The organism is Bacillus sp. FSL R7-0672, assembly GCF_038601465.1.
Classification (GTDB): Bacteria; Bacillota; Bacilli; order Bacillales; family Bacillaceae; genus Bacillus; species Bacillus pumilus.
Map to the genome: position 1 here is coordinate 3,489,747 of NZ_CP152010.1, position 19,241 is coordinate 3,508,987.

Genomic DNA, 19,241 nt, shown 5'->3' on the forward strand with positions numbered 1-19,241 from the left:
GAAATCATGATTTAGACGTTATATATCCCGCACTCTTTGACAATTAGATGAACCATGAATGATTTCTAGTTGATCTTCAACAAGAAAAAAAGGCCTAAAGTTTTATAGGCCGTCTGCTCAATCTTTTCGGATCTTCTCCTCTTTTTTTCGATCAGGGTACACGACACAAAACCAATATAAAATAGAAGACGATGGGAAGTTAATTAAACCGACAATGCCCCAAAACCACTTATAACGCCCTCTTTTCTTTGCATCCATAAATAAAAGAAGGCCCTGCGCAAATAGTAACGGCAATGCGCACAATAAGATGATCATCTCCGACTGACTCATAAGGAAGACCCTCCTTTAATATGTTGATATTCCTTGATGCCGACAACGACGCAGAGCGGCACACTCACTACTTGAAGTAGAATGAAGATGATAGGCAAATGGGTGATGGCAGCGACAAATAGTGCCAGAATGGTCAGACTGATGAGAACGTATGCCAGTACTTCTCGTTTAAAACGCCTTTTCTCTCGTTCCTTCGCCTGCTTCAGCATCATCATGACAGCCTGTTCACTTGGCTCTTTCACTTCAATTTGTTCATCTAGCTGCTGTAACTCTTCCTTTAAACGTTCGGTGAACTGATCTTCCTTCATTGAGACCACTCCTTTCGAATTTTCTTTAATCCATGATGAACCCTCGACTTCACAGTACCTTCTCTCATCCCAAGCATTGAAGCAATCTCTGGATAAGTAAAGCCATAATAATAGTGCAAAATAATCGGCGCTCTCTCCTGAGCCTTCAATTCGTTAAGAGCATCCCACATCTCATGCCATGTATGTCCCTTTTGCTGAATCTCCCATTTAAAACGGCGTATCGTCTCTTGATTCGCCTTTTCTTCCCTCAATTGTTCACGTTTTCTTTTCTTCTGGTGATCCAAAAATTGTCTAGATGCAATGGATATGAGCCATGTTGAAAATAAGGAATCTCCTCTAAATGAAGAGAGTTTCATGTGCGCTTTCAGCATCGTTTCTTGCATGATTTCTTCTGCAAGCTCTTGTTGAAGGGTGAGCTTCATTATATAACGGTAAAGAAAGGAATAATGATGACGATATAGGGCTGTAAATGCAGCATCATCCCCCTGTTTTGCCCGCTGAATCAATAATGTCTCTTCTGTCTGCTCCAAACACACCCCTCCTTCCTCTTTCTTCTCTTATTCATGAGACGACACGTATAACGATATCGTTCAAAATAAGTTTTATTTTTTTAGCTTGTCTGCTTTTCTCCCTGTTGATCCAGTATTTGAAGCGTTAAATACCCAGTTTTTTCTTATGTAATGATTATGACATTCTTTCGTCTCTAATAAAATGATGTGTTCTGATTTTCTATCAAGCGGAGATGCTCTCCCCCATAATCACTAGGTTATCCCAATACCTATCGTCAATGATCCTTGTCTCATTTAGACGAAAATAAAATAATCATGGCCTTAGTTTTCTAGAAAATCATGGAATACACAACGCCAATTCTTAGCCGATGATACCTTTTTGCGTGCTATGCTCTTCCTACATTCCGAAAAAGGCAATACTGGCGAAGAAAGGAGGAGCAGTTGAATTGCAGCTTATTTTTGGAAACGTTTACATTAAAACAAAATTGAATGGAGATGTTGACTTTGAAGAAAAAAGTTCCAATGTTAGCTGGTGTGTTAGCGGTTGGTCTCGTGACTTCATTATTTGCACCTAATGGGGAGGCAAAAGCGGCAGCAAAGTATCCGGAAAGCCCTTCTATTATGGCCAATTTTAATCAACAAGGATTCTCCACATTAAATGGTGGTACAACAGGCGGTGAAGGCGGTAAAACCGTCACAGTCAAAACTGGAAATGAACTATTGGCTGCCCTCAAAAGTAAAGGAACAAACGAAAAATTAAAAATTGTTGTCGACGGGACGATTACTCCTTCTAATACATCTGCCAATAAAATCGATGTGAAAGATACAAACAATGTCTCGATCGTCGGCAAAGGCACGAAAGGTGAATTTAATGGAATCGGCATTAAAGTATGGCGTTCCAATAACATCATCATCCGCAACCTGAAAATCCATCACAGCAAAATCGGTGACAAGGATGCCATCGGAATCGAAGGCGCTTCTAAAAACGTATGGGTCGACCATAATGAACTGTACAATACATTAAACTCTGGTAAAGATGATTATGATGGATTATTTGATGTGAAAAATGACTCCGACTATATTACCTTCTCATGGAACTATGTTCATGACAGCTGGAAAACGATGCTCATGGGCAACTCTGATAACGACAATTACAACAGAAAAATAACATTCCACAACAACCGTTTTGAAAACCTGAATTCCCGTGTACCATCTATGCGCTATGGGGAAGGTCATGTGTATAACAACTACTATAAAGGTATCCATACGACAGCGATCAACTCTCGTATGGGTGCAAAAATGAGAATTGAGCACAACGTATTTGAAAATACAAAAAATGCGATCGGCAGCTGGGATAGCCGTCAAGTCGGTACATGGCATGTCATCAACAACTCATATATTAACAGCTCAGGCAGTCTGCCAACGTCTTCTACAGGTACGTACAACCCTCCCTATAACTACTCTTTGCTTAACGTGAACAATGTCAAATCAGAAGTGGTATCAAATGCTGGTGTTGGAAAAGTAAACCCTTAAAACCACAAAACGTTCGGGCAGAAATCTCTGTCCGAACGTTCTTGTCATTTCATCTATTTATATTGTAGAAAACGGACGATCCATCTCATACAATTTTTGATAGCGTGGGTTTTCTTTCAGTAAATCCTGATGCTCCCCCTGCATCTCAATTTGTCCATCTTCAATAAACATAATGCGGTCACATGCCTCACAGCCAGTGAGATGATGGGTAATCCAAATGACCGTTTTTCCTTTTAACACACGGAAAATGGTTTCAAGCAGCTCACGCTCTGTGCGTGGATCAAGTCCGACGGTGGGCTCATCTAATACAACAACCGGAGTGTTTTGCAGCAAAATCCGTGCTAACGCCATCCGTTGTCTTTCTCCACCTGAGAAACGAATACCTGTCTCCTGAACACCGGTGTGATAACCCTCTGGCAAAGATTCGATGGTATCGTGCAGCTGCACTTGTCTCGCTGCTTCTTTTACTTGCTCTTCTGTCGCATCTGGAGAGCCTAAGCGAATATTGTTTAAAACAGTGGTATCGAATAAATACGGCTGTTGATTGAGCACTGACACATAGGTGGATACGTTCTCTCGAATGCTTTCGACCGGTTTCCCCTGGATACTGACAGCTCCTTGATTTGGCACGACAGCTCCTTCTAACAATTTCAAAATAGTCGATTTTCCTGCACCACTTTTTCCTAAGAGAGCAAGCGATTCTCCTTGCTTCAATGAAAATGACAGATGCTTTAGCACGTGTTGATGCGAATCATACCCAAAGGACACTTGATCAAAAGAAACAGCTTCACCTTGAGAAACAACCGGCTGGTCAACTGTCTTGCGCTCAGATTCTCCTTCATACGAAAGTTTTTCATAATGATGTAATCTGCTGACAGCATGCTGATAGACTGGAATATCACCTGCTGCATCTGAGAGTGGAAGAAAGGCTTCTGTTAACGGAAAAAGCACAAGCACGAAGGCTGCAATCAGGGTGTGTGACATCGATCCTGACTGAACAACTGAACCGCTCCAATACACGACAAGCACGACAGCTCCTCCAATGATAAGCTGTGCAAAAAACTGGCGCAGACGGATAAACCGGTGCTTAGCTGCTTCAAGCGCTAACAGCTGCGCTTCTTTCTGTTCATATTCATCAACAAAATCTTTCTGCCTGCCGCTAAACAACCAGTCACTCACGCCCATGACGGCATCTGTTAAATGGCTGTACAGTTCATTTCTGCCTTTTTTCATTTGAATTTGTCTCGCCCGGTTCACTAGCACGGTGACGTATGGAAAAACAAATACGAGAAGTGCCATATAAAGCAGCATCAAGCCAGCAAAAGGCCACGAGAATAGACCAAGTGCCCCAATGGATGCGGCATATAAAAGCAGCGCACCGATAGATGGAAAGATGGTTTTTAAATAGGCATCCTGCAGTCTCTCAACATCATCTGACAAGAGCCCCAGCATTTCACCTGTACCCAGCTTTGTCTGTTTCGCACTTCGTTCAGCCATGTCATATAGGCGGACACGCATTTTTTCAATCATGGTCAAAATGAGCTGGTGGCTCGCCAATCTTTCTGCATAGCGGGCAGCTGAGCGTGAAATACCAAAGGTACGGACAGCTACAATTGGGACGTAGACCATCAGTATATTCTCAGGTCTTGTGGCAGCTTTTGAAATGAGAAATCCTGACGTATACATCAGCATAGAAGCAGAGAATACTGCAATTGCCCCTAGAAATAAAACCAGCGCAAACAGCTTTTGATTCTCCTTGATATAAGGTATAAACCAGCCTTTACTTACCATGTGTGACCGCCCCCATTTGCTCCTGTACCAATTGATAATACACGCCTTTTCTTCGCATTAATGATTCATGTGTACCCATTTCCGCAATCGTTCCTTGATCCATGACAATGATCTCATCCATGTCTGGCATCCAATGAAGCCTATGTGTCGCTAAGAACACAAGTTTATCTTCGAACAGTGGAAGCATTGTTTTCTTCAATTCATACTCTGTCTCAATATCGAGATGCGCCGTTGGTTCATCTAACAGCATAATGGACCGCTTGCCCAGCACCGTTCGCGCAAGCGCAATTCTTTGTGCCTGTCCGCCGCTTAGCCCTCTTCCCTGTTCTCCAATGACCTCATCAATACCATTTGGCAGCTGCGCCACGAGCTGAGATAAGCCAGCTTCACAGACAGCTCTTTCCACATCTTCATCTGTTGCATGTGGTTCATAAAAACGAATGTTTTCTCTTAATGTCATGTGAAATAAATAAGGGTGCTGCGGCATATAGACGACTTCCTTTTGCCATTCCTTCATCTGTAAATGAACAAGCGGCTGGCCGTTTAGCGTGATTTGACCTGAGGTCGGTTCAACAAAGCCGCCGAGCACATCGGTTAACGTCGATTTCCCTGAACCACTGGCACCAATGATTCCGATTTTCTTCTTCCCTTTGACAGTGAGATCTACATCCTGAATCGAATAAGGGGCATGTTCGTCATGCTGGACACTTACATTTTGCAGGGTGAGCGCAGACTGTTCATTCCACTCGTTCAACTGCACTGATTGTGTCTCCTGCGTGCGAAAGCCCTTTTCTTCTAAAATGACCTGCATCGCTTCATTCGCTTCTTTTCCATTTAGCGTGGCATGATAATCATTTCCCACTTCACGTACTGGCAGGAAATATTCCGGTGCTAGCATGAGCGCCGTCAAAGCCGGCAATAACAGAAGCTCTCCTTCAATTAATCGCAAGCCAAGAAAGACAGCGACGGTTGCAATCGACAACATGGAAAAGAAATCAAGCGCAAATGATGAAAGAAATGCGACCTTCAGCGTGCTCATGGTCGCCTTTCGATATCGCTTTGACACTTCCCCGATATTGCGGGAATGTTTTTTGCTAATGCCTAAGTAACGAAGCGTTTCAAGGCCGCGGAGAGAATCAGTAAAATGATTGGATAATTTCTCATACGATCTCCATTGTTTGGCCGCTTTACGCTGAGCGACAAGACCTAGCAAAATCATAAAGATCATTAAAATCGGCAGCGTCACGATTAAAATGACGGCAGATGTCTCGTCTAATGTCCAAACATAGATGAGGACCATTGCCGGTATCACAGCCATGTTCACCATTTTTGGTAAAAATAGCTGTAAATACTGACGATATTGAGCAATTCCCTCCATCGCTAAAGTGACAAGCTTTCCTGTACCCTTTTTCTTTGTGAAAGCTGGACCTAAACGAAAGAGTTGGTCTAATAGCTGTTTTCTGACGTCTGCTCCAATTCGGGAAGAGTAGGTAAACATGACCTTCTCCCGAATCAAGGTAAGACCGTGCCGCACCAGAAACGCAGCAAGAAACAGCAGGACATAAGGCGTTGCCTGCGAAAGGCTTTTCCCGTCAAACAGCGTAGTAATGGCATGTGCCAGCCACTGTGCTTGGAAAATAATACTTGCTCCTTGGATGAGTGACACAATACCTAAGAGGGCAAGAAGCCCTCTCATTCCTTTTAATTGAAGCAAACGTTTATCCATTAGTAGGTCATTGGCTCCTTACCGCTTACACGTTTACGGAAGACGTAATAGCTCCAAATTTGATACCCAAGCACAAAGGGCAGCAAAGAAATGGCAACAATCGTCATGACCGTCAGTGAATAAGATCCAGATGCAGCGTTTTGAATGGTCAGATCAAACGAATGGTTGATTGAGCTAATCATGACGCGCGGGAACAATGCAGTGAACAGCATCGTCACTGTCACCATGATACCCGCACCTGTGAATAGGAATGTCCAGCCATCACGTTCTTTTTTCATAAAGAATAGAGCTGCTACGTAACAAACCACAATGAGGACAGTTAACGGAATGGTGATGATTGGGCGTACCGTATAAATGTCAGTTTCCATGATAGATACACCAACAAATAGGACAAGAACTGGCAGCACAATCAGCAGGACACGCTTGCCAAGCTTTCTCGCACGATCTCTTAAATCACCCTCTGTACGAAGTGTGACGAAAATCAATCCGTGCAAAAGGCAAAGAACCGTTACAGCTAACCCGCCAATCACTGAATAAAGGTTCACAAAATCCGTAAAACCAGCGTACATGTTCATGTCTTGATCAATTGGCATCCCGCGTAAAATACTTGTGAATAGCACACCGAGTAGAAACGGCGGCAGCAGACTGCCAAAGAAGATGACCCAATCCCATGCTTTGATCCAAGAGGCTTTCTCAACCTTCCCTCGGAATTCAAAGGCGACCCCGCGCCCGATGAGCGCTAAAAGGAGAACCGCAAACGGTATATAGTATCCACTGAACATCGTGGCATACCAGTGAGGGAAAGCAGCGAAAATAGCGCCCCCAGCTGTAATCAGCCAGACCTCATTCGCATCCCAGAAAGGACCAATCGTGTTAATTAATATGCGGCGTTCGTGCGCATCCTTTCCAAGCAACTGCATGGACATCCCAACACCAAAATCAAATCCTTCTAAGAAGAAAAATCCAACAAACAATACTGCGACAAGAATAAACCAAATCTCGTTAAGATATGCCATGATATGCGCCTCCATCAAATGGATCTGTAGACAGGTCCGTTTCATCCTTTTGATCTTTATCCTCTTCCGAATGTGCACCTTTTTTAATTTCTCGAATGAATAGGTAGGCAAGCAAGATGGCAAGAATCAGATACATCGTCGTAAAGCTAATGACTGAGAATAACAGCATGCCGTACGATACGTTTGGCGAAATCGATTGAGCCGTCGTCATCATCCCAAAGACCGTCCACGGCTGACGCCCAATTTCAGTCATGATCCAACCAGCTGAGTTCGCAATAAACGGGAATGCAATCATCCCTACCATGAAGCGTAAAAACCATTTGTTCGTTTCGAGTTTCTTTCTAAAGCTCAAGTACAAGCCAATCATACTGGCAAAAATCATCAGCATGCCGGCACCAACCATGATTCTAAAGCTCCAGAAGGTTGTTTTTACTGGCGGAATGTAGTCTCCAGGACCAAACTTTGCTTCATATTCTTTTTGAAGAGTCAGCATGCCTGGCACATCTCCACTAAACTTCGAATAAGCCAAGTAACTTAAAGCAAACGGAATATTGATCTCCGCAGAGTTTTCTTTTTTATCTGTATCAATATTGGCAAATAGTGTCCAAGCCGCTGGATCTCCACTATCCTTCCAAAGGGCTTCACTTGCTGCCATCTTCATCGGCTGTGCTTTCATTAAATGCTTTGCTTGGTCATGTCCAGAGAACGCCACACCTAAGCCAGCAATTAAAGCAAGTATCATAGTAATTTGGAAAGATTTTTTAAAGAAAGCTACTTCTTGTTTTTTGATCATTTTATAGGCACTAACACCTGCAATAAAGAAAGCACCTGTTGCAAGTGCACCAAACAGAACGTGTGGGAACTCTACCCAGAGCTGCGGATTCGTGATAAGAGCCCCAAAATCATTCATTTCTGCACGGCCATTTTTTATCACAAATCCGACTGGCTCCTGCATGAATGAGTTGGCTACTAAAATCCAAAATGCTGAGAAAATCGTACCAATGGAAACAATCCAAATACACAATAAATGAATTTTCTTAGGCAAACGATCCCAGCCGAAAATCCAAAGGCCAATAAATGTAGATTCAAGGAAAAAGGCCAATAGTGCCTCGATGGCAAGCGGTGCACCAAAGACATCACCGACAAACCTTGAATAATCTGACCAGTTCATCCCAAACTGGAATTCCTGGAGAATCCCTGTCACCACACCTACTGCAAAATTGAGTAAGAATAGATGACCCCAAAACTTCGCCATCTTTTTATAAATCTCTTTTTTCTTGACGACATAAAGGGTCTGCATCAATGCAACGATAAACACTAAACCTATTGACATAGGAACAAAAATAAAATGAAATAATGTCGTTGAAGCAAATTGAAATCTTGCTAAAAACAGCTCACTCACAGCCTTACATCCTCCCTTACTTTCACATGCCGAATGATTCGAAACATCTATGCTCACCATTTCACAAAATGTTCAATATTTGTTCAATGATTCACAAATGATAGCCTGTTTGAAATGATTTGCTCGGTGAAATTTTACTCTTGCTTTTCATTCGGTTAGTTATTTATACCTGTACTTTACACCCATACGCTTCAAAAATAAAGTAAATTTTACCTAAAAATTGGATGGTATTGTGTCAGTTATTTGAATACTTTGTCAAAGATATGTGACAGAAAGTAAAAAAACGCAAAAAAAATAGCGCTGCACGTGAGCTGCAGCGCTGTGTTTCTTTTTAGGCTTTTTTCTGTAAAGCTGGTCTAGTGACTTGCACTTCATAGTACGTAATTTTGTTTTTTAATAGGCCTTCAGGTTTCGCTTTCCCATGAGCGTGCGCATCACCAAATGCCTGAGATTTTGTCCAATTCACAAAGTCTTCTTTTCGATTCCAGCGTGTATGAATGGTCACCTCATCGTAATCGGTTGTCTGCTGTGTGACCCATACTTCCATGCCTAAAAATCCTTCCATGAATTCTACTTGTCCCTGCTTGTTAAAACGCTTGACGAGGTGGTCGGCACTGCCTTTTTCTACTCTTACCTGGTTGTTGACAATGATCATGTTTTGTTCATCTCCCTTTTGTTGTTGGATCGAAGCGATTGGAATAATAAGCGGATGCTCACCGTCTAAGTGAACTTCAGCCTGAATCCCAAAGACCTCTTTGAAAAAGCTTTCTGTTAATACTTCTTTTGGTGTCCCTATTTGATAAATCTGACCACGCTTCATCGCAATAAGGCGGTCACAATATTTTGCTGCCTGCTGCAGGTCGTGAAGAACCATTAAAATGGTGATTCCATGCGTCTTATTCAGCTGTTTGAGCAGCTCTAGTAAATCAAGCTGATGCGCAATATCTAAGTAAGTTGTCGGCTCATCCAGAATAATCGTCTCCGTCTTCTGAGCGAGCGCCATCGCAATATACGCTTTTTGCCTTTCTCCGCCAGACAATGTATGCAGCATTCTATTTTCATTGATACGGCTATTGGTTACATTAAGCGCCCACTCAATCGCTTCTTGATCTGTCTTCGAGCTTTTTTTCCAGATCGAACGATGCGGACTGCGTCCAAGTGCGACCAGCTCCCGTACGGTCATAGATGGAATGGCTGTTCTCGACTGCATGAGAACGGCGATTTCCTTTGCGATCTCCTGAGCGGTCATCTCTTTTTGCGGTATATCGTGAATGTATATCGTGCCGCTTTCGATTGACGTAAGACGTGCGGCTGCTTTAATAAAAGTCGACTTCCCTGATCCATTCGGTCCAATAATTCCTGTCACGCTTCCTTTAGGAACAGCTGCTGATATAGATGACAGCTGAAAGCCTCCTTGACTGAGACTCACGTCATCCATAGCGATCACATCCAACTTAACCCCTCCCTTTCTTTTTTAATAAATAGAGGAAGAAAGGTGCACCGATGCAGGCAAGCAGGATACCGACAGGCAGTTCAACCGGTGTAAACCATACCCGTGCCGCTGTATCTGCAAAAACCACAAGCACGCCTCCGCCCAGCATCGAGATCGGCAGCAGGTACCGGTAGTCATCGCCAATTAAAAGACGGATAAAATGAGGAACGACCAGTCCGACAAATCCAATTAAGCCGCTCACACTTACTGCTGCACCAGCTAAAAGTGCCGCCAGTGCAATTAAGAAAAACCGGGTGCGCTCTACTCTGAGACCGAGCAGCTGAGCCGATTCATCGCCAAGCAAAAGAAGATTTGCCGGCTTGATGGCAAAAAAACAAAGGCACAACCCAGCGAGCGCATAGGGCGACACGAAGGTTAGATGATGCCAGCTCCGTCCATTTAATCCTCCTGATAAAAAGGGCAGGACAGCCTGCACACGCTCACTATAAAGCACCATAAACCCATTCATCACCGCCCCAAGCAGGGCATTGACTGCCACTCCCGCCAAAATCAGCTTCAGCGGTGAAACCCCTTGATCAAATGAGAGCATATACACCACAAGTGCCGCTAATAAAGCGCCAAGGAAAGCAGCGGCTGGCAGCAAATATGTGAATTGTGGAAACACAATCATGCTGAGCACAGCAGCCAATCCGCCGCCAGCCGTCACACCGATGATGCCAGGGTCAGCGAGTGGATTTCGGACGACTCCTTGTAAAATCGCCCCTGATGCTGCGAGACAGGCCCCAACGATGAAACCGATGAGAACGCGCGGCAGGCGTAAATCCATCACAATTTTTTCATGAACAGGCTGACCTGATCCCGTCAAAGCAGAGAGTAAGTCTTGCAGTGATAATTGAACAGAACCTAATGCAAGCCCTAGGCATGCGCCTACAACTAACGAGATGAATAGCCCGGGTATCAGCCATCTTCGCCTCGACTGTCTTTTTTGAAAATCTAATTCTGCATTCATTTTCATGATGACAATCGCTTCAATCTTTTCTCTAGCTCATCAATCGCTCTCATCACGTCTGCGCCTGGATTCGTCCCAAATAGATCACTAGGCAGAATCTCGACGTGTCCATGTTTGACGGCTGACACATCGTGCCATGCGGCATTCTGTTTCATTTCACTCATAAAGCCCGCTTTCACATCTTCAGGATTGCTGTGGGTCATAAGCAGGATAAGATCAGGATCAGCTTCAATGACCTTTTCTGCATTGATTTGAGCGTATTGAGGGAATTTCTCGAGTGCCGGTTCATTCTCGGCAATGTTCGTCCCTCCAGCGATGTGCAGTAAATCTCCGCTTAAGGATTGAGGAAGTGCCGCCATATATGTGCCAGGTGCCCCGTATACAACGAGTGTCTTCACTTTTTTCTGAGGCTGTTTGACCTGCTTTTTCCGCTGATCGATTTGCTTGTTAAGCGCTTTTGCCTTTTGCTGCTTCCCTAGCAAATCTCCGAATAACGTAATTTGGCGCTGGATGTCCTTCACTGAATTGGCACTTGTCAAAAGAAGCTGTGAACCAATTCCTTCTATTATAGAGATGTCCTTGCTGTTTAATTGTTCATTCCCAAGTACGACATCGGGCTTTAAGCTTGTGATGAGCTCTACATCAAATTGATGTGTGGTACCAATTGTTTGGACTGATGTAGCCTGTTGTAAGCTCTCTGGTAATTCGGCGGCCGGACGACCGACCACCTCACCGCCTAAGGCATATAGGATGCTCATGTCTCCAGTCGATAATGAGACAATACGCTGAGGGGAGTCTTCAAACGACAGCGTTCTGCCCGCAAAGTCCTTTATCTTCAGCGCACCTTGTTCGCTCCCTTTCTCTACAGGTGCTGCCTGACTGCATCCGCCGAGGAGAAGCATCAAGACAAGTCCCACGAAGATCACATGTGAAAATTTCAACCGCCTGTCTCTCCTTTTCTAGTAAACTTTCTTTAGCTTTGCCTGTACCACGAGACGCCCGTTTTTCGGTGCAAGCACATGATCACAGGTCGATAGAGTGAGAATGAGGTCATCAGTGGACACGTCTGTCTTCGTTTGGTAGATTGATTTTTTTCGCACAGCTTGCAAGTAGTGCGCATATTCGCCAAGATCTTGAAAATCGGTTTGAATATAATCGAAGTCCACCGTTGTTTCATACACGGCAAAAATCTCCGCTTCATAGCTTTGATACAGCGTATCGTACTGAAATGTCCGATGCTCATCGAAGAAATCCTTTTTTAAATAGTTTGTGAGTCCAGCGAACATGGACCCATCTCTCATCCGATGACCGTACACCACAGTATTCGGACTTTCATGCAAGACATCATTGCGATAATCCATAAAAATACTGCCTGCCCGGGTGTCATTTTTCAAGTAATTACGGGTTAAGTAGAACGCATTATCGCTAGATTGGACGATTGGGTACTGGATCATCGTGTCCTTCATATTGATCCAGCCGACAATGTCGTCGTTTACCTTCCGCAGTTCATCAAATGACGTACGAATGGTTCCCGGCTCCTTTTTTTCATTCATTCTTTTCTCATGACCATACATCGTCTGAGCCTTTGCAAGCACCTGACGATTTTGATAATAGCCGAACAGCTCTAAGCCAATGGCCGACCCGCTATAAATGAATACACCTAAACAGACGATCGTCAGCATCCGCTGCCAGACCCGTTTTCCTCTTTTCACACTGTCTCACCTGCTTTTTGCACAGCTTATATACCAACAGGCACGATGTACATCCCTGTTTCTGCATCCTGTCTAATCGTGACGGACACATGATAAATGTGCCGCACCATCTCTTCAGTTAACACATCGTTTGGCTGTCCTTCACTAATGATCTGTCCATCCTTCATCGCAATGATGACATCGCTGTATCGGACAGCCTGGTTCATGTCGTGCAGCACCATGACAATCGTTAACCCATGCACAACATTAAGCTCTCGAATCAGCTCAAGAATGTCAAATTGATAATAGATATCCAAATAGGTTGTCGGTTCATCTAAGAAAAGGATCGGCGTTTTTTGCGCAAGTGCCATCGCAATCCATACTCGCTGCCGCTCACCGCCTGACAGTGAGGCGAGCGGCACCTTTCGTTTTTCCGTTAGCTTTGTACTGGAAAGCGCCCACTCTATCGCTCTCTCATCCTCTTCCTTGTCTCCTCCGCGCATCGTCTGGTACGGCGTTCTGCCGAATGCCACGACCCTCTCGATCGTTAAATCAAGCGGCGCTTCATTTTGCTGATGGACGACAGCCAGCTTTTTTGCCAGCTCCTTTGGCTTAAACGCATTCAGTGCTTGGCCGTCTAAGTGAATTTGCCCTTTGTTTGGAGCATGGTTATGCGCCATCAATGAAAGCAGTGTGGATTTCCCTGAGCCATTCGGACCGATAATGGTTGTGATTTTTCCCTTTTCAATGTGTGTTGTGACCGATTGAACGATGTCCTTCTGCTGGTCATATGAGAATGACACCTCACGAATGTCCATCGAGACGGTCCCCCCTTCTTAGTAAAAAGATCAGAAATGGCCCGCCAATCACGGCCATGATCGTAGAAGCAGGAATTTCATTTGGCGCGACAAGCGTCCTGCCGAGCGTATCAGCCGTCAGAATCAGCAAAGCCCCGCTTAACGCAGAAAATGGAATGAGTACCCGGTGATCCGAGCCGACAAGTCTTCTTGAAATGTGTGGGATAAGCAAACCGACAAAGGCGATCACGCCTGCTACCGCTGCTGTCACCGCCGCAAGCAATACAGCTGTGATGGAAATCAAAAGGCGCATTCTGGTCACACGCAATCCTAAATTTTTCGCTGTCTTGTCCTGAAGAGCCAAGAGGTTACACCATCTGCTGAAGAAAAGGGCTACGACAAGGCCGACGACGCCATAGACTCCGATTAAACGGACATCTCCCCACGTTTTCATCGTAAGATTCGACTGTCCTGACTGATTGATCGTGATATTGAAATAGCTGCAAATGGTCACGAACGCTTCTGCCATTCCAGTAAACATGGCATTGATGGCGATCCCAACCAAAATCATACGGATGGGGCTTAATCCACCCTTCCAAGACAGAACATACACGAGGAAACACGCAATGGCTCCACCTAACACCGAAAATAAAGGAGAGTAGAAATAAAATTGAGGAAGTGCTGTTATTGCCATTAAAGAAAAGAAGCTGGCTCCTGATGAAATCCCAATGACGCCGGCATCAGCTAATGGATTCCTCATGACCGACTGCAGCAGTACACCGGAGACAGATAAGGCTGCCCCTGTAAACATTGCAATGAGCATGCGAGGAATTCTGAGATCTTTAATGATTTCTACCTGTGCATGTTGACCGGTGATGAGCCCTTCCAATAATTCAATCGGGGTGACATGAATGCTCCCAGTAATGGCGGAATAAATAAACACGCACACTAGTAAGACACTGACTGTCAGAAATAAAATCCCTGTTTTTTTCATCTTATACGTCCTTTTATCATTCAGACTCGCCGCTTATGACGGGTACAGCATACGCGTTAGTTCATCTAGTGCTTCTGCTGCCTTTAAATTGCCCGTTGTCCCGAATAAGCTTTCTTCGAGGTCATACACCCGGTCTTGCTTGACTGCATGAAAATGCTTCCAAATGTCATTTGTTTTAAATTCTTGATCAAACATGCGGACGACTTCATCTGGCATCCCATGTGCGGCCCGGAGGATGATATCTGGATTGGCTTTTTGTAAATACTCCGTATTGGAAGCCAAATACTCCATCTTCTCGCCTTTGACAATGTTCTTTCCGCCTGCGATACGCACAAGATCACCAATATATGAATGCTCTGTCGCCACCAAATAACTGCCTGGTACACCAAGCAAAATCAGAACGGATGGCTTTCGTTTTCCCTTCGTCTTCTCTTGTATGTCTTTCTTTTTTTGCTCAAAGTCAGACACAATGCGCTCGGCTTGTTTCTTTCTGTCATACTGAGCTCCAAGCTTCGTAATCGCCTTCTCCATGTTAGCCATGCTCTCGAGATTTAAGTATGTGGCAGGGACACCTGCTTGTTGAAAGGGTGTCTCTAAATCATATTGAAGGGTTGTAACGGACAGGACATCTGTCGGTTGAAGTGATTGGATGATTTCCATGTCCGGGCTCATTGGGTTGCCGACTTCTGGCAGTCCTTTGTAACGAGCTGGCAAGGATTTTTGACTTGTTGGCACCCCGACAAGATCCACCTCTAAAGCATCCATGATCTCCACAGCAGCTACAGTCGTTGCCACAATGCGCGCACTTGATTCCGCGCTTTTCTTGCCTTTCGCTGAGCTTTCAGCCGACTGTGAGCACCCTGACAAGATCACGCACACACTTAAAGCAGCGATCAGGGAACGTAACATTCGATGCTTCAAAAACAGAAGCCTCCTTTCGAAAAAAGAGAGTGGATGCGCCGAGTTGAATGGCGCATCTCACTTAAAATAAACAATCTATCTTGCCTTAGTTTGATACTTTCTCACGAGCACGAATAACGACCCGCCGAATAAAAGAATATACATCCAGAGAAGAGAGGTATCTCCTGTTTTCGGATTCAGCTGTCCAGTCTCAGACTTGGTTTGGTCATCTGATGGCGTAAATGTCATCTGCTCTGCGCCTGTTTCCTCTGGCGCTAAATTCTCAAGTTGATTTGGTTGAGAATCGCGATCATTTGGATTTTTGACAAAGCCGATACTCTCATCGTCTCCAATAACCGTCGCAATTCCGCTTCCTTCACCAAGTGCGATGCCTTTTGTGTCATAAACAAGTTTGACATCGTACTGCTCATGGTAATTCGCAGCTGGAATGTCAATTTTCACGCGTGCTGCCTGGTCATTGCTTAAACTTTTTGCTTCATATTGAATCACTCTTGTATCTGCTTTTTGATCTGTTTTTGCGACAAGAGTCTCTTCATATTTCCCGCCTGTCCCTACTTGGAAGGACGTGATGGCTGAGCTGTTCTTCACTGTATATGAAACGAAATGGCGGCCATTTTTCACCACCAATGTCGCAGGGCTCACGACGTAATCGTTCATTCGAGAAGGCTCATCCTTGTCTGCTTTCTTCATTGAAAAAGGAAGCTTGTATACACCATCTTTTAGTTGAGCTGTCTCTTGACCAGCTCCACCGTTATTTGTTTCTGGTGCTGGTGTATTTGGTTTTGGTGTTTCTGGAGTGGCTGGTGTTTCTTCCTCTACCTGACCGTCCTTAAGTGGAGAGATACTCTTTGAATCAAATTGAAAACGAATATCGTAGGTTTGGTCATAGTGAGCAGCTGCCACCACAATGTGTACTTTTCCTTTGACAGCTTTTTTCAAATCAGCTACATCAAATGAGACGATTCTTGTGTTCTTTGCTTGATCTGTGCTGACGGTTTTCACTTCTTGATAAGAGCCGTTTTTCTCTGTTTTCAAAGAAGCAACCGACGTATTGTCCTTCACCGTAAAGGAAATGGTTTGCTTTCCGTTTTTGACGGTTAAGGATGCAGGATGTGAGAAGTATTGGTTCATCCGAGATGCCTCGTCCTCATCCCCTTTTAGCACACTGTAATTGACACGATACACACCATCTTTTAATTGATTTTGCGCAGAATCATCTGGCTTTGTACCATTTTGATCATCTGGTTTTGTTTCGCTATCATCTGGCTTTGTACCGTTTTGATCATCTGGCTTTGTTTCGCTATCGTCTGGCTTTGTGCCAGTTTGGTCATCTGGTTTTGTTTCGTTATCGTCTGGCTTTGTGCCAGTTTGGTCATCTGGTTTTGTTTCGTTATCGTCTGGCTTTGCAGGTGTAACGAGCGTTAGGCTGCTTTGATCGAATGCAAGCTGTACGTCATAAGCTTCGTCATAAATAAGGCCGCCTAAATCCCAGTAAATTTTCACCCAGCCGTTTAATTTGGCTGATAAGTCGGCAACATCAAACTTGATCACACGTGTATTGGCAGTTTCATCTTCACTGACGGTTTCAGTGGTGACAAGAGCGCCATTTTGTTCGACCTTGAAATCTGTAATCTCTTTGCTTTGCTTCAGTGTGACATAGGCAGTCGTCTTGCCATTTTCCACAATCAGCTTAGCTGGCTTTTCTGTATACGTATCCATCATGGACGCTTCTGTGCTGCCATTTTTTAAAACAGTGAATCCGACCGTGTATTCACCATCAACAAATGATGCAGCTTGAGCCGTTCCTTGAGGAATCTGAAATGCAGTCAATAAACTGAATAAAACGAGCAGAATGGCTGCCTTTAGGTGAAAAAGACGTTTCAAATGGTGACACTTCCTTCCTTAATGCTTGATGATCCACTTTCTTGCTAAAAATCCGCCTGAGCATAGAGCAAGCACAAGGAGCCACCCTGTCTGGTTTGTATCACCAGTTTGAGGATTCTCTTCTTGTTTCGTATGAGTGGATGAATCAGATTTTTTGGTTGATTCCTTTGATGATTGATGATTTTCTGCTGCACCCGCTGTTTCGTTTGAGCTGTTAGAAGAAAGTGACTTGATACTGCTCTCATCAAATTTCAGCTGAATGGTATAATCATGATCATAATCAGCAGATTTTACAGTGACATGAATTTTTGACTTGATTGGTTTAGACAAGCTCTGAGCTTGGAACTGAACAATCCTTGTGTTGGCTTTTTTATTGGTTGAGAGAACCGTTGTATCGACATAGCCGCCATTTTCGGGGACTTTAAATTCCGTCACCCAGCTGCTATTTTTAATGGTCATTTGTACTGTCAGCTTCCCATTTTTTGCAATCACTTTTGCTGGCTTCAGCCAGTAATCATTTGCCATGGAGACCGCATTTCCTTCAGCCTTCAGCACAGTATAGTTGACGGAGTATGTACCATCCTTTAACGTGGCAGCCTGTGCGTTTGAAAAAGGCAGCATGAGTGCCAATAATAAAGCGGTCATGAAGACTGATAGCCTCATCATTTTTTTCATCAAGCGAATTTCCTCCCTTTTTATTGAACAGATGCTGCATCAAACTTGAGACGGACGTCATAATTGCCTGTATATCCGATGACCGGTACAGTCACGCTCACTTTTGCTGGTACGACTTCTGTCAGGCTGTTCACGTTGAATTCTACTGTTCTCTTATTCGCAGCTGTGTTTGTATTAATCACCTTCGCATCTTTGTAGACACCTTGATCAAGTGTTTTAAAGCTTGTGATCCAAGAGCTATTCGTTAACGTGACTTGTGCTTTGATTTTTCCTTCCTTCACAACAAGCTTGGCTGGTTTTTCAAAATACGTATTCGCTGTTGAAGTCGAATCGCTATCTGCCTTCCATACCACATATTGTACTGAATGTTGACCATCTGCTAAGCCTGCTGCTGAGGCTGAGCTAATCGGGGCTAGAGCAAATAATAGAACAAAACTAAAGAACAATAATACGTGTGATGTTGAACGAATGGCTTTCATGTGAACCCTCCTAAATGATATTGATAATTATTCTCAATGGATAATAAAAAAATAACCTTCATAGGCGCTGGATCACGCTTATAGATGATTATGATAATCATTATCAATTGAGTTGAAAAAATAAATCTTTGCTTCCTGAAAGCCAAAGATGTCTGTTTCTAAATGATGATTTGACACGTGTTTTAGGCAATCTGTCCCATTCATGATACCATGGCATGACCTCCATTCCATTACAGGGAAAAGAACCCTCTTCTTCTTGATCTTATATGATGAGTGAATTTATTGTCAACATCATTTTTCATACTATTGACTTAGATTTCTGGAAAATCGCACAAAAAAATTTCGATCAGACAGACTGATCGAAATCGATTAGGAAGGGACATGTTCCCCTTTTTTGCTGTTTTTACGTTCTAAAGACCAATCATACATTTCACGAATAATCGGCTCAATTTTCTTCCCTTGCGCTGTTAATTCGTATTCAATCCGTACTGGAATGTCAGGGTATACGTTTTTCTCAACGAGTCCTTCAGCTTCTAAATCCTTCAGCCTTTCTGATAATAATCGTCCGCTGATGTTCATTTCATTTTCAAGCTGACAGAAACGCTTAGGGCCTGTCAGAAGCTGATTGATGATGAGAATGACCCACTTCTTGCCTAGAATCTCCATGGCATCTGTGATTGGACAGCCATCTACTTGAGCCATATCTTACTCCCTCCCGCTTTT

At 43.9% G+C, this 19,241-nt stretch carries 19 protein-coding genes; 1 reads left to right on the plus strand and 18 read right to left on the minus strand.

Going from position 1 to position 19,241, the window contains the following annotated elements:
• Window positions 1-117: 117 nt before the first annotated feature.
• From MKY18_RS17820 to sigY, 3 genes are read right to left on the minus strand one after another with little or no spacing between them, the layout of a single operon-like run.
• Window positions 118-330, minus strand: coding sequence for a transcriptional regulator (locus MKY18_RS17820; protein ID WP_185108066.1), 213 nt, complete (start codon window positions 328-330; stop codon window positions 118-120).
• Window positions 327-638: a YxlC family protein gene (locus MKY18_RS17825; RefSeq protein WP_065099263.1), complete on the minus strand. Its 312-nt coding sequence runs from the start codon at window positions 636-638 to the stop codon at window positions 327-329. Before MKY18_RS17825 ends, MKY18_RS17820 begins: the two co-directional genes overlap by 4 nt.
• Window positions 635-1,168, minus strand: coding sequence for an RNA polymerase sigma factor SigY (gene sigY / locus MKY18_RS17830; protein WP_106066959.1), 534 nt, complete (start codon window positions 1,166-1,168; stop codon window positions 635-637). The genes MKY18_RS17825 and sigY overlap by 4 nt, the downstream gene beginning before the upstream one ends.
• A gap of 474 nt (window positions 1,169-1,642) precedes the next feature.
• On the opposite strand from sigY, the gene MKY18_RS17835 reads away from it, so the two are divergent.
• Window positions 1,643-2,680 carry a pectate lyase gene (locus tag MKY18_RS17835; protein ID WP_044140379.1) on the plus strand — a complete coding sequence of 346 codons (1,038 nt, stop codon included), beginning with the start codon at window positions 1,643-1,645 and terminating at the stop codon, window positions 2,678-2,680.
• A 57-nt stretch (window positions 2,681-2,737) separates the two neighbouring features.
• On the opposite strand, the gene cydC is transcribed toward MKY18_RS17835, so the two are convergent.
• From cydC to MKY18_RS17910, 15 genes are all read right to left on the minus strand, one after another.
• Window positions 2,738-4,471, minus strand: a complete 1,734-nt coding sequence (cydC, locus tag MKY18_RS17840) for a thiol reductant ABC exporter subunit CydC (RefSeq protein ID WP_126740978.1) — start codon at window positions 4,469-4,471, stop codon at window positions 2,738-2,740.
• Window positions 4,461-6,197, minus strand: coding sequence for a thiol reductant ABC exporter subunit CydD (cydD, locus tag MKY18_RS17845; RefSeq protein ID WP_185108068.1), 1,737 nt, complete (start codon window positions 6,195-6,197; stop codon window positions 4,461-4,463). The genes cydC and cydD overlap by 11 nt, the downstream gene beginning before the upstream one ends.
• Window positions 6,197-7,213 carry a cytochrome d ubiquinol oxidase subunit II gene (gene cydB / locus MKY18_RS17850; protein WP_185108070.1) on the minus strand — a complete coding sequence of 339 codons (1,017 nt, stop codon included), beginning with the start codon at window positions 7,211-7,213 and terminating at the stop codon, window positions 6,197-6,199. The genes cydD and cydB overlap by 1 nt, the downstream gene beginning before the upstream one ends.
• Window positions 7,200-8,615 (minus strand): cytochrome ubiquinol oxidase subunit I, encoded by a 1,416-nt coding sequence (locus MKY18_RS17855; protein ID WP_106066957.1) that lies wholly within the window; start codon window positions 8,613-8,615, stop codon window positions 7,200-7,202. Before MKY18_RS17855 ends, cydB begins: the two co-directional genes overlap by 14 nt.
• 331 nt (window positions 8,616-8,946) lie before the next feature.
• Complete coding sequence (gene isdG, locus MKY18_RS17860; RefSeq protein WP_321160732.1) at window positions 8,947-10,068, minus strand: heme oxygenase; 1,122 nt, start codon at window positions 10,066-10,068, stop codon at window positions 8,947-8,949.
• Between the two features lies 1 nt (window position 10,069).
• On the minus strand, window positions 10,070-11,083 hold the full coding sequence (locus MKY18_RS17865) for an iron ABC transporter permease (RefSeq protein WP_044140293.1): 1,014 nt from the start codon (window positions 11,081-11,083) through the stop codon (window positions 10,070-10,072).
• Window positions 11,080-12,018, minus strand: a complete 939-nt coding sequence (locus tag MKY18_RS17870) for an ABC transporter substrate-binding protein (protein ID WP_185108074.1) — start codon at window positions 12,016-12,018, stop codon at window positions 11,080-11,082. Before MKY18_RS17870 ends, MKY18_RS17865 begins: the two co-directional genes overlap by 4 nt.
• Window positions 12,019-12,036: 18 nt before the next feature.
• A complete protein-coding gene (gene srtB, locus MKY18_RS17875) occupies window positions 12,037-12,789 on the minus strand; it encodes a class B sortase (RefSeq protein WP_185108076.1) in 753 nt (250 codons plus the stop codon).
• 26 nt (window positions 12,790-12,815) lie between these two features.
• Entirely contained in the window at window positions 12,816-13,586 is a 771-nt protein-coding gene (locus MKY18_RS17880; protein ID WP_111911679.1) for an ABC transporter ATP-binding protein, read from the minus strand.
• Window positions 13,573-14,559, minus strand: a complete 987-nt coding sequence (locus tag MKY18_RS17885) for an iron ABC transporter permease (protein WP_268453234.1) — start codon at window positions 14,557-14,559, stop codon at window positions 13,573-13,575. The genes MKY18_RS17880 and MKY18_RS17885 overlap by 14 nt, the downstream gene beginning before the upstream one ends.
• Before the next feature lie 33 nt (window positions 14,560-14,592).
• On the minus strand, window positions 14,593-15,480 hold the full coding sequence (gene isdE, locus MKY18_RS17890; RefSeq protein WP_268453235.1) for a heme ABC transporter substrate-binding protein IsdE: 888 nt from the start codon (window positions 15,478-15,480) through the stop codon (window positions 14,593-14,595).
• Window positions 15,481-15,555: 75 nt separating this feature from the next.
• A complete protein-coding gene (locus tag MKY18_RS17895) occupies window positions 15,556-17,364 on the minus strand; it encodes an NEAT domain-containing protein (RefSeq protein ID WP_342497620.1) in 1,809 nt (602 codons plus the stop codon).
• 18 nt (window positions 17,365-17,382) lie between these two features.
• On the minus strand, window positions 17,383-18,039 hold the full coding sequence (gene isdC, locus MKY18_RS17900) for a heme uptake protein IsdC (protein ID WP_044140380.1): 657 nt from the start codon (window positions 18,037-18,039) through the stop codon (window positions 17,383-17,385).
• A 20-nt stretch (window positions 18,040-18,059) separates the two neighbouring features.
• On the minus strand, window positions 18,060-18,518 hold the full coding sequence (locus MKY18_RS17905; protein WP_342487564.1) for an NEAT domain-containing protein: 459 nt from the start codon (window positions 18,516-18,518) through the stop codon (window positions 18,060-18,062).
• A 369-nt stretch (window positions 18,519-18,887) separates the two neighbouring features.
• On the minus strand, window positions 18,888-19,220 hold the full coding sequence (locus MKY18_RS17910) for a helix-turn-helix domain-containing protein (protein ID WP_106065983.1): 333 nt from the start codon (window positions 19,218-19,220) through the stop codon (window positions 18,888-18,890).
• Between the last annotated feature and the right edge of the window lie 21 nt (window positions 19,221-19,241).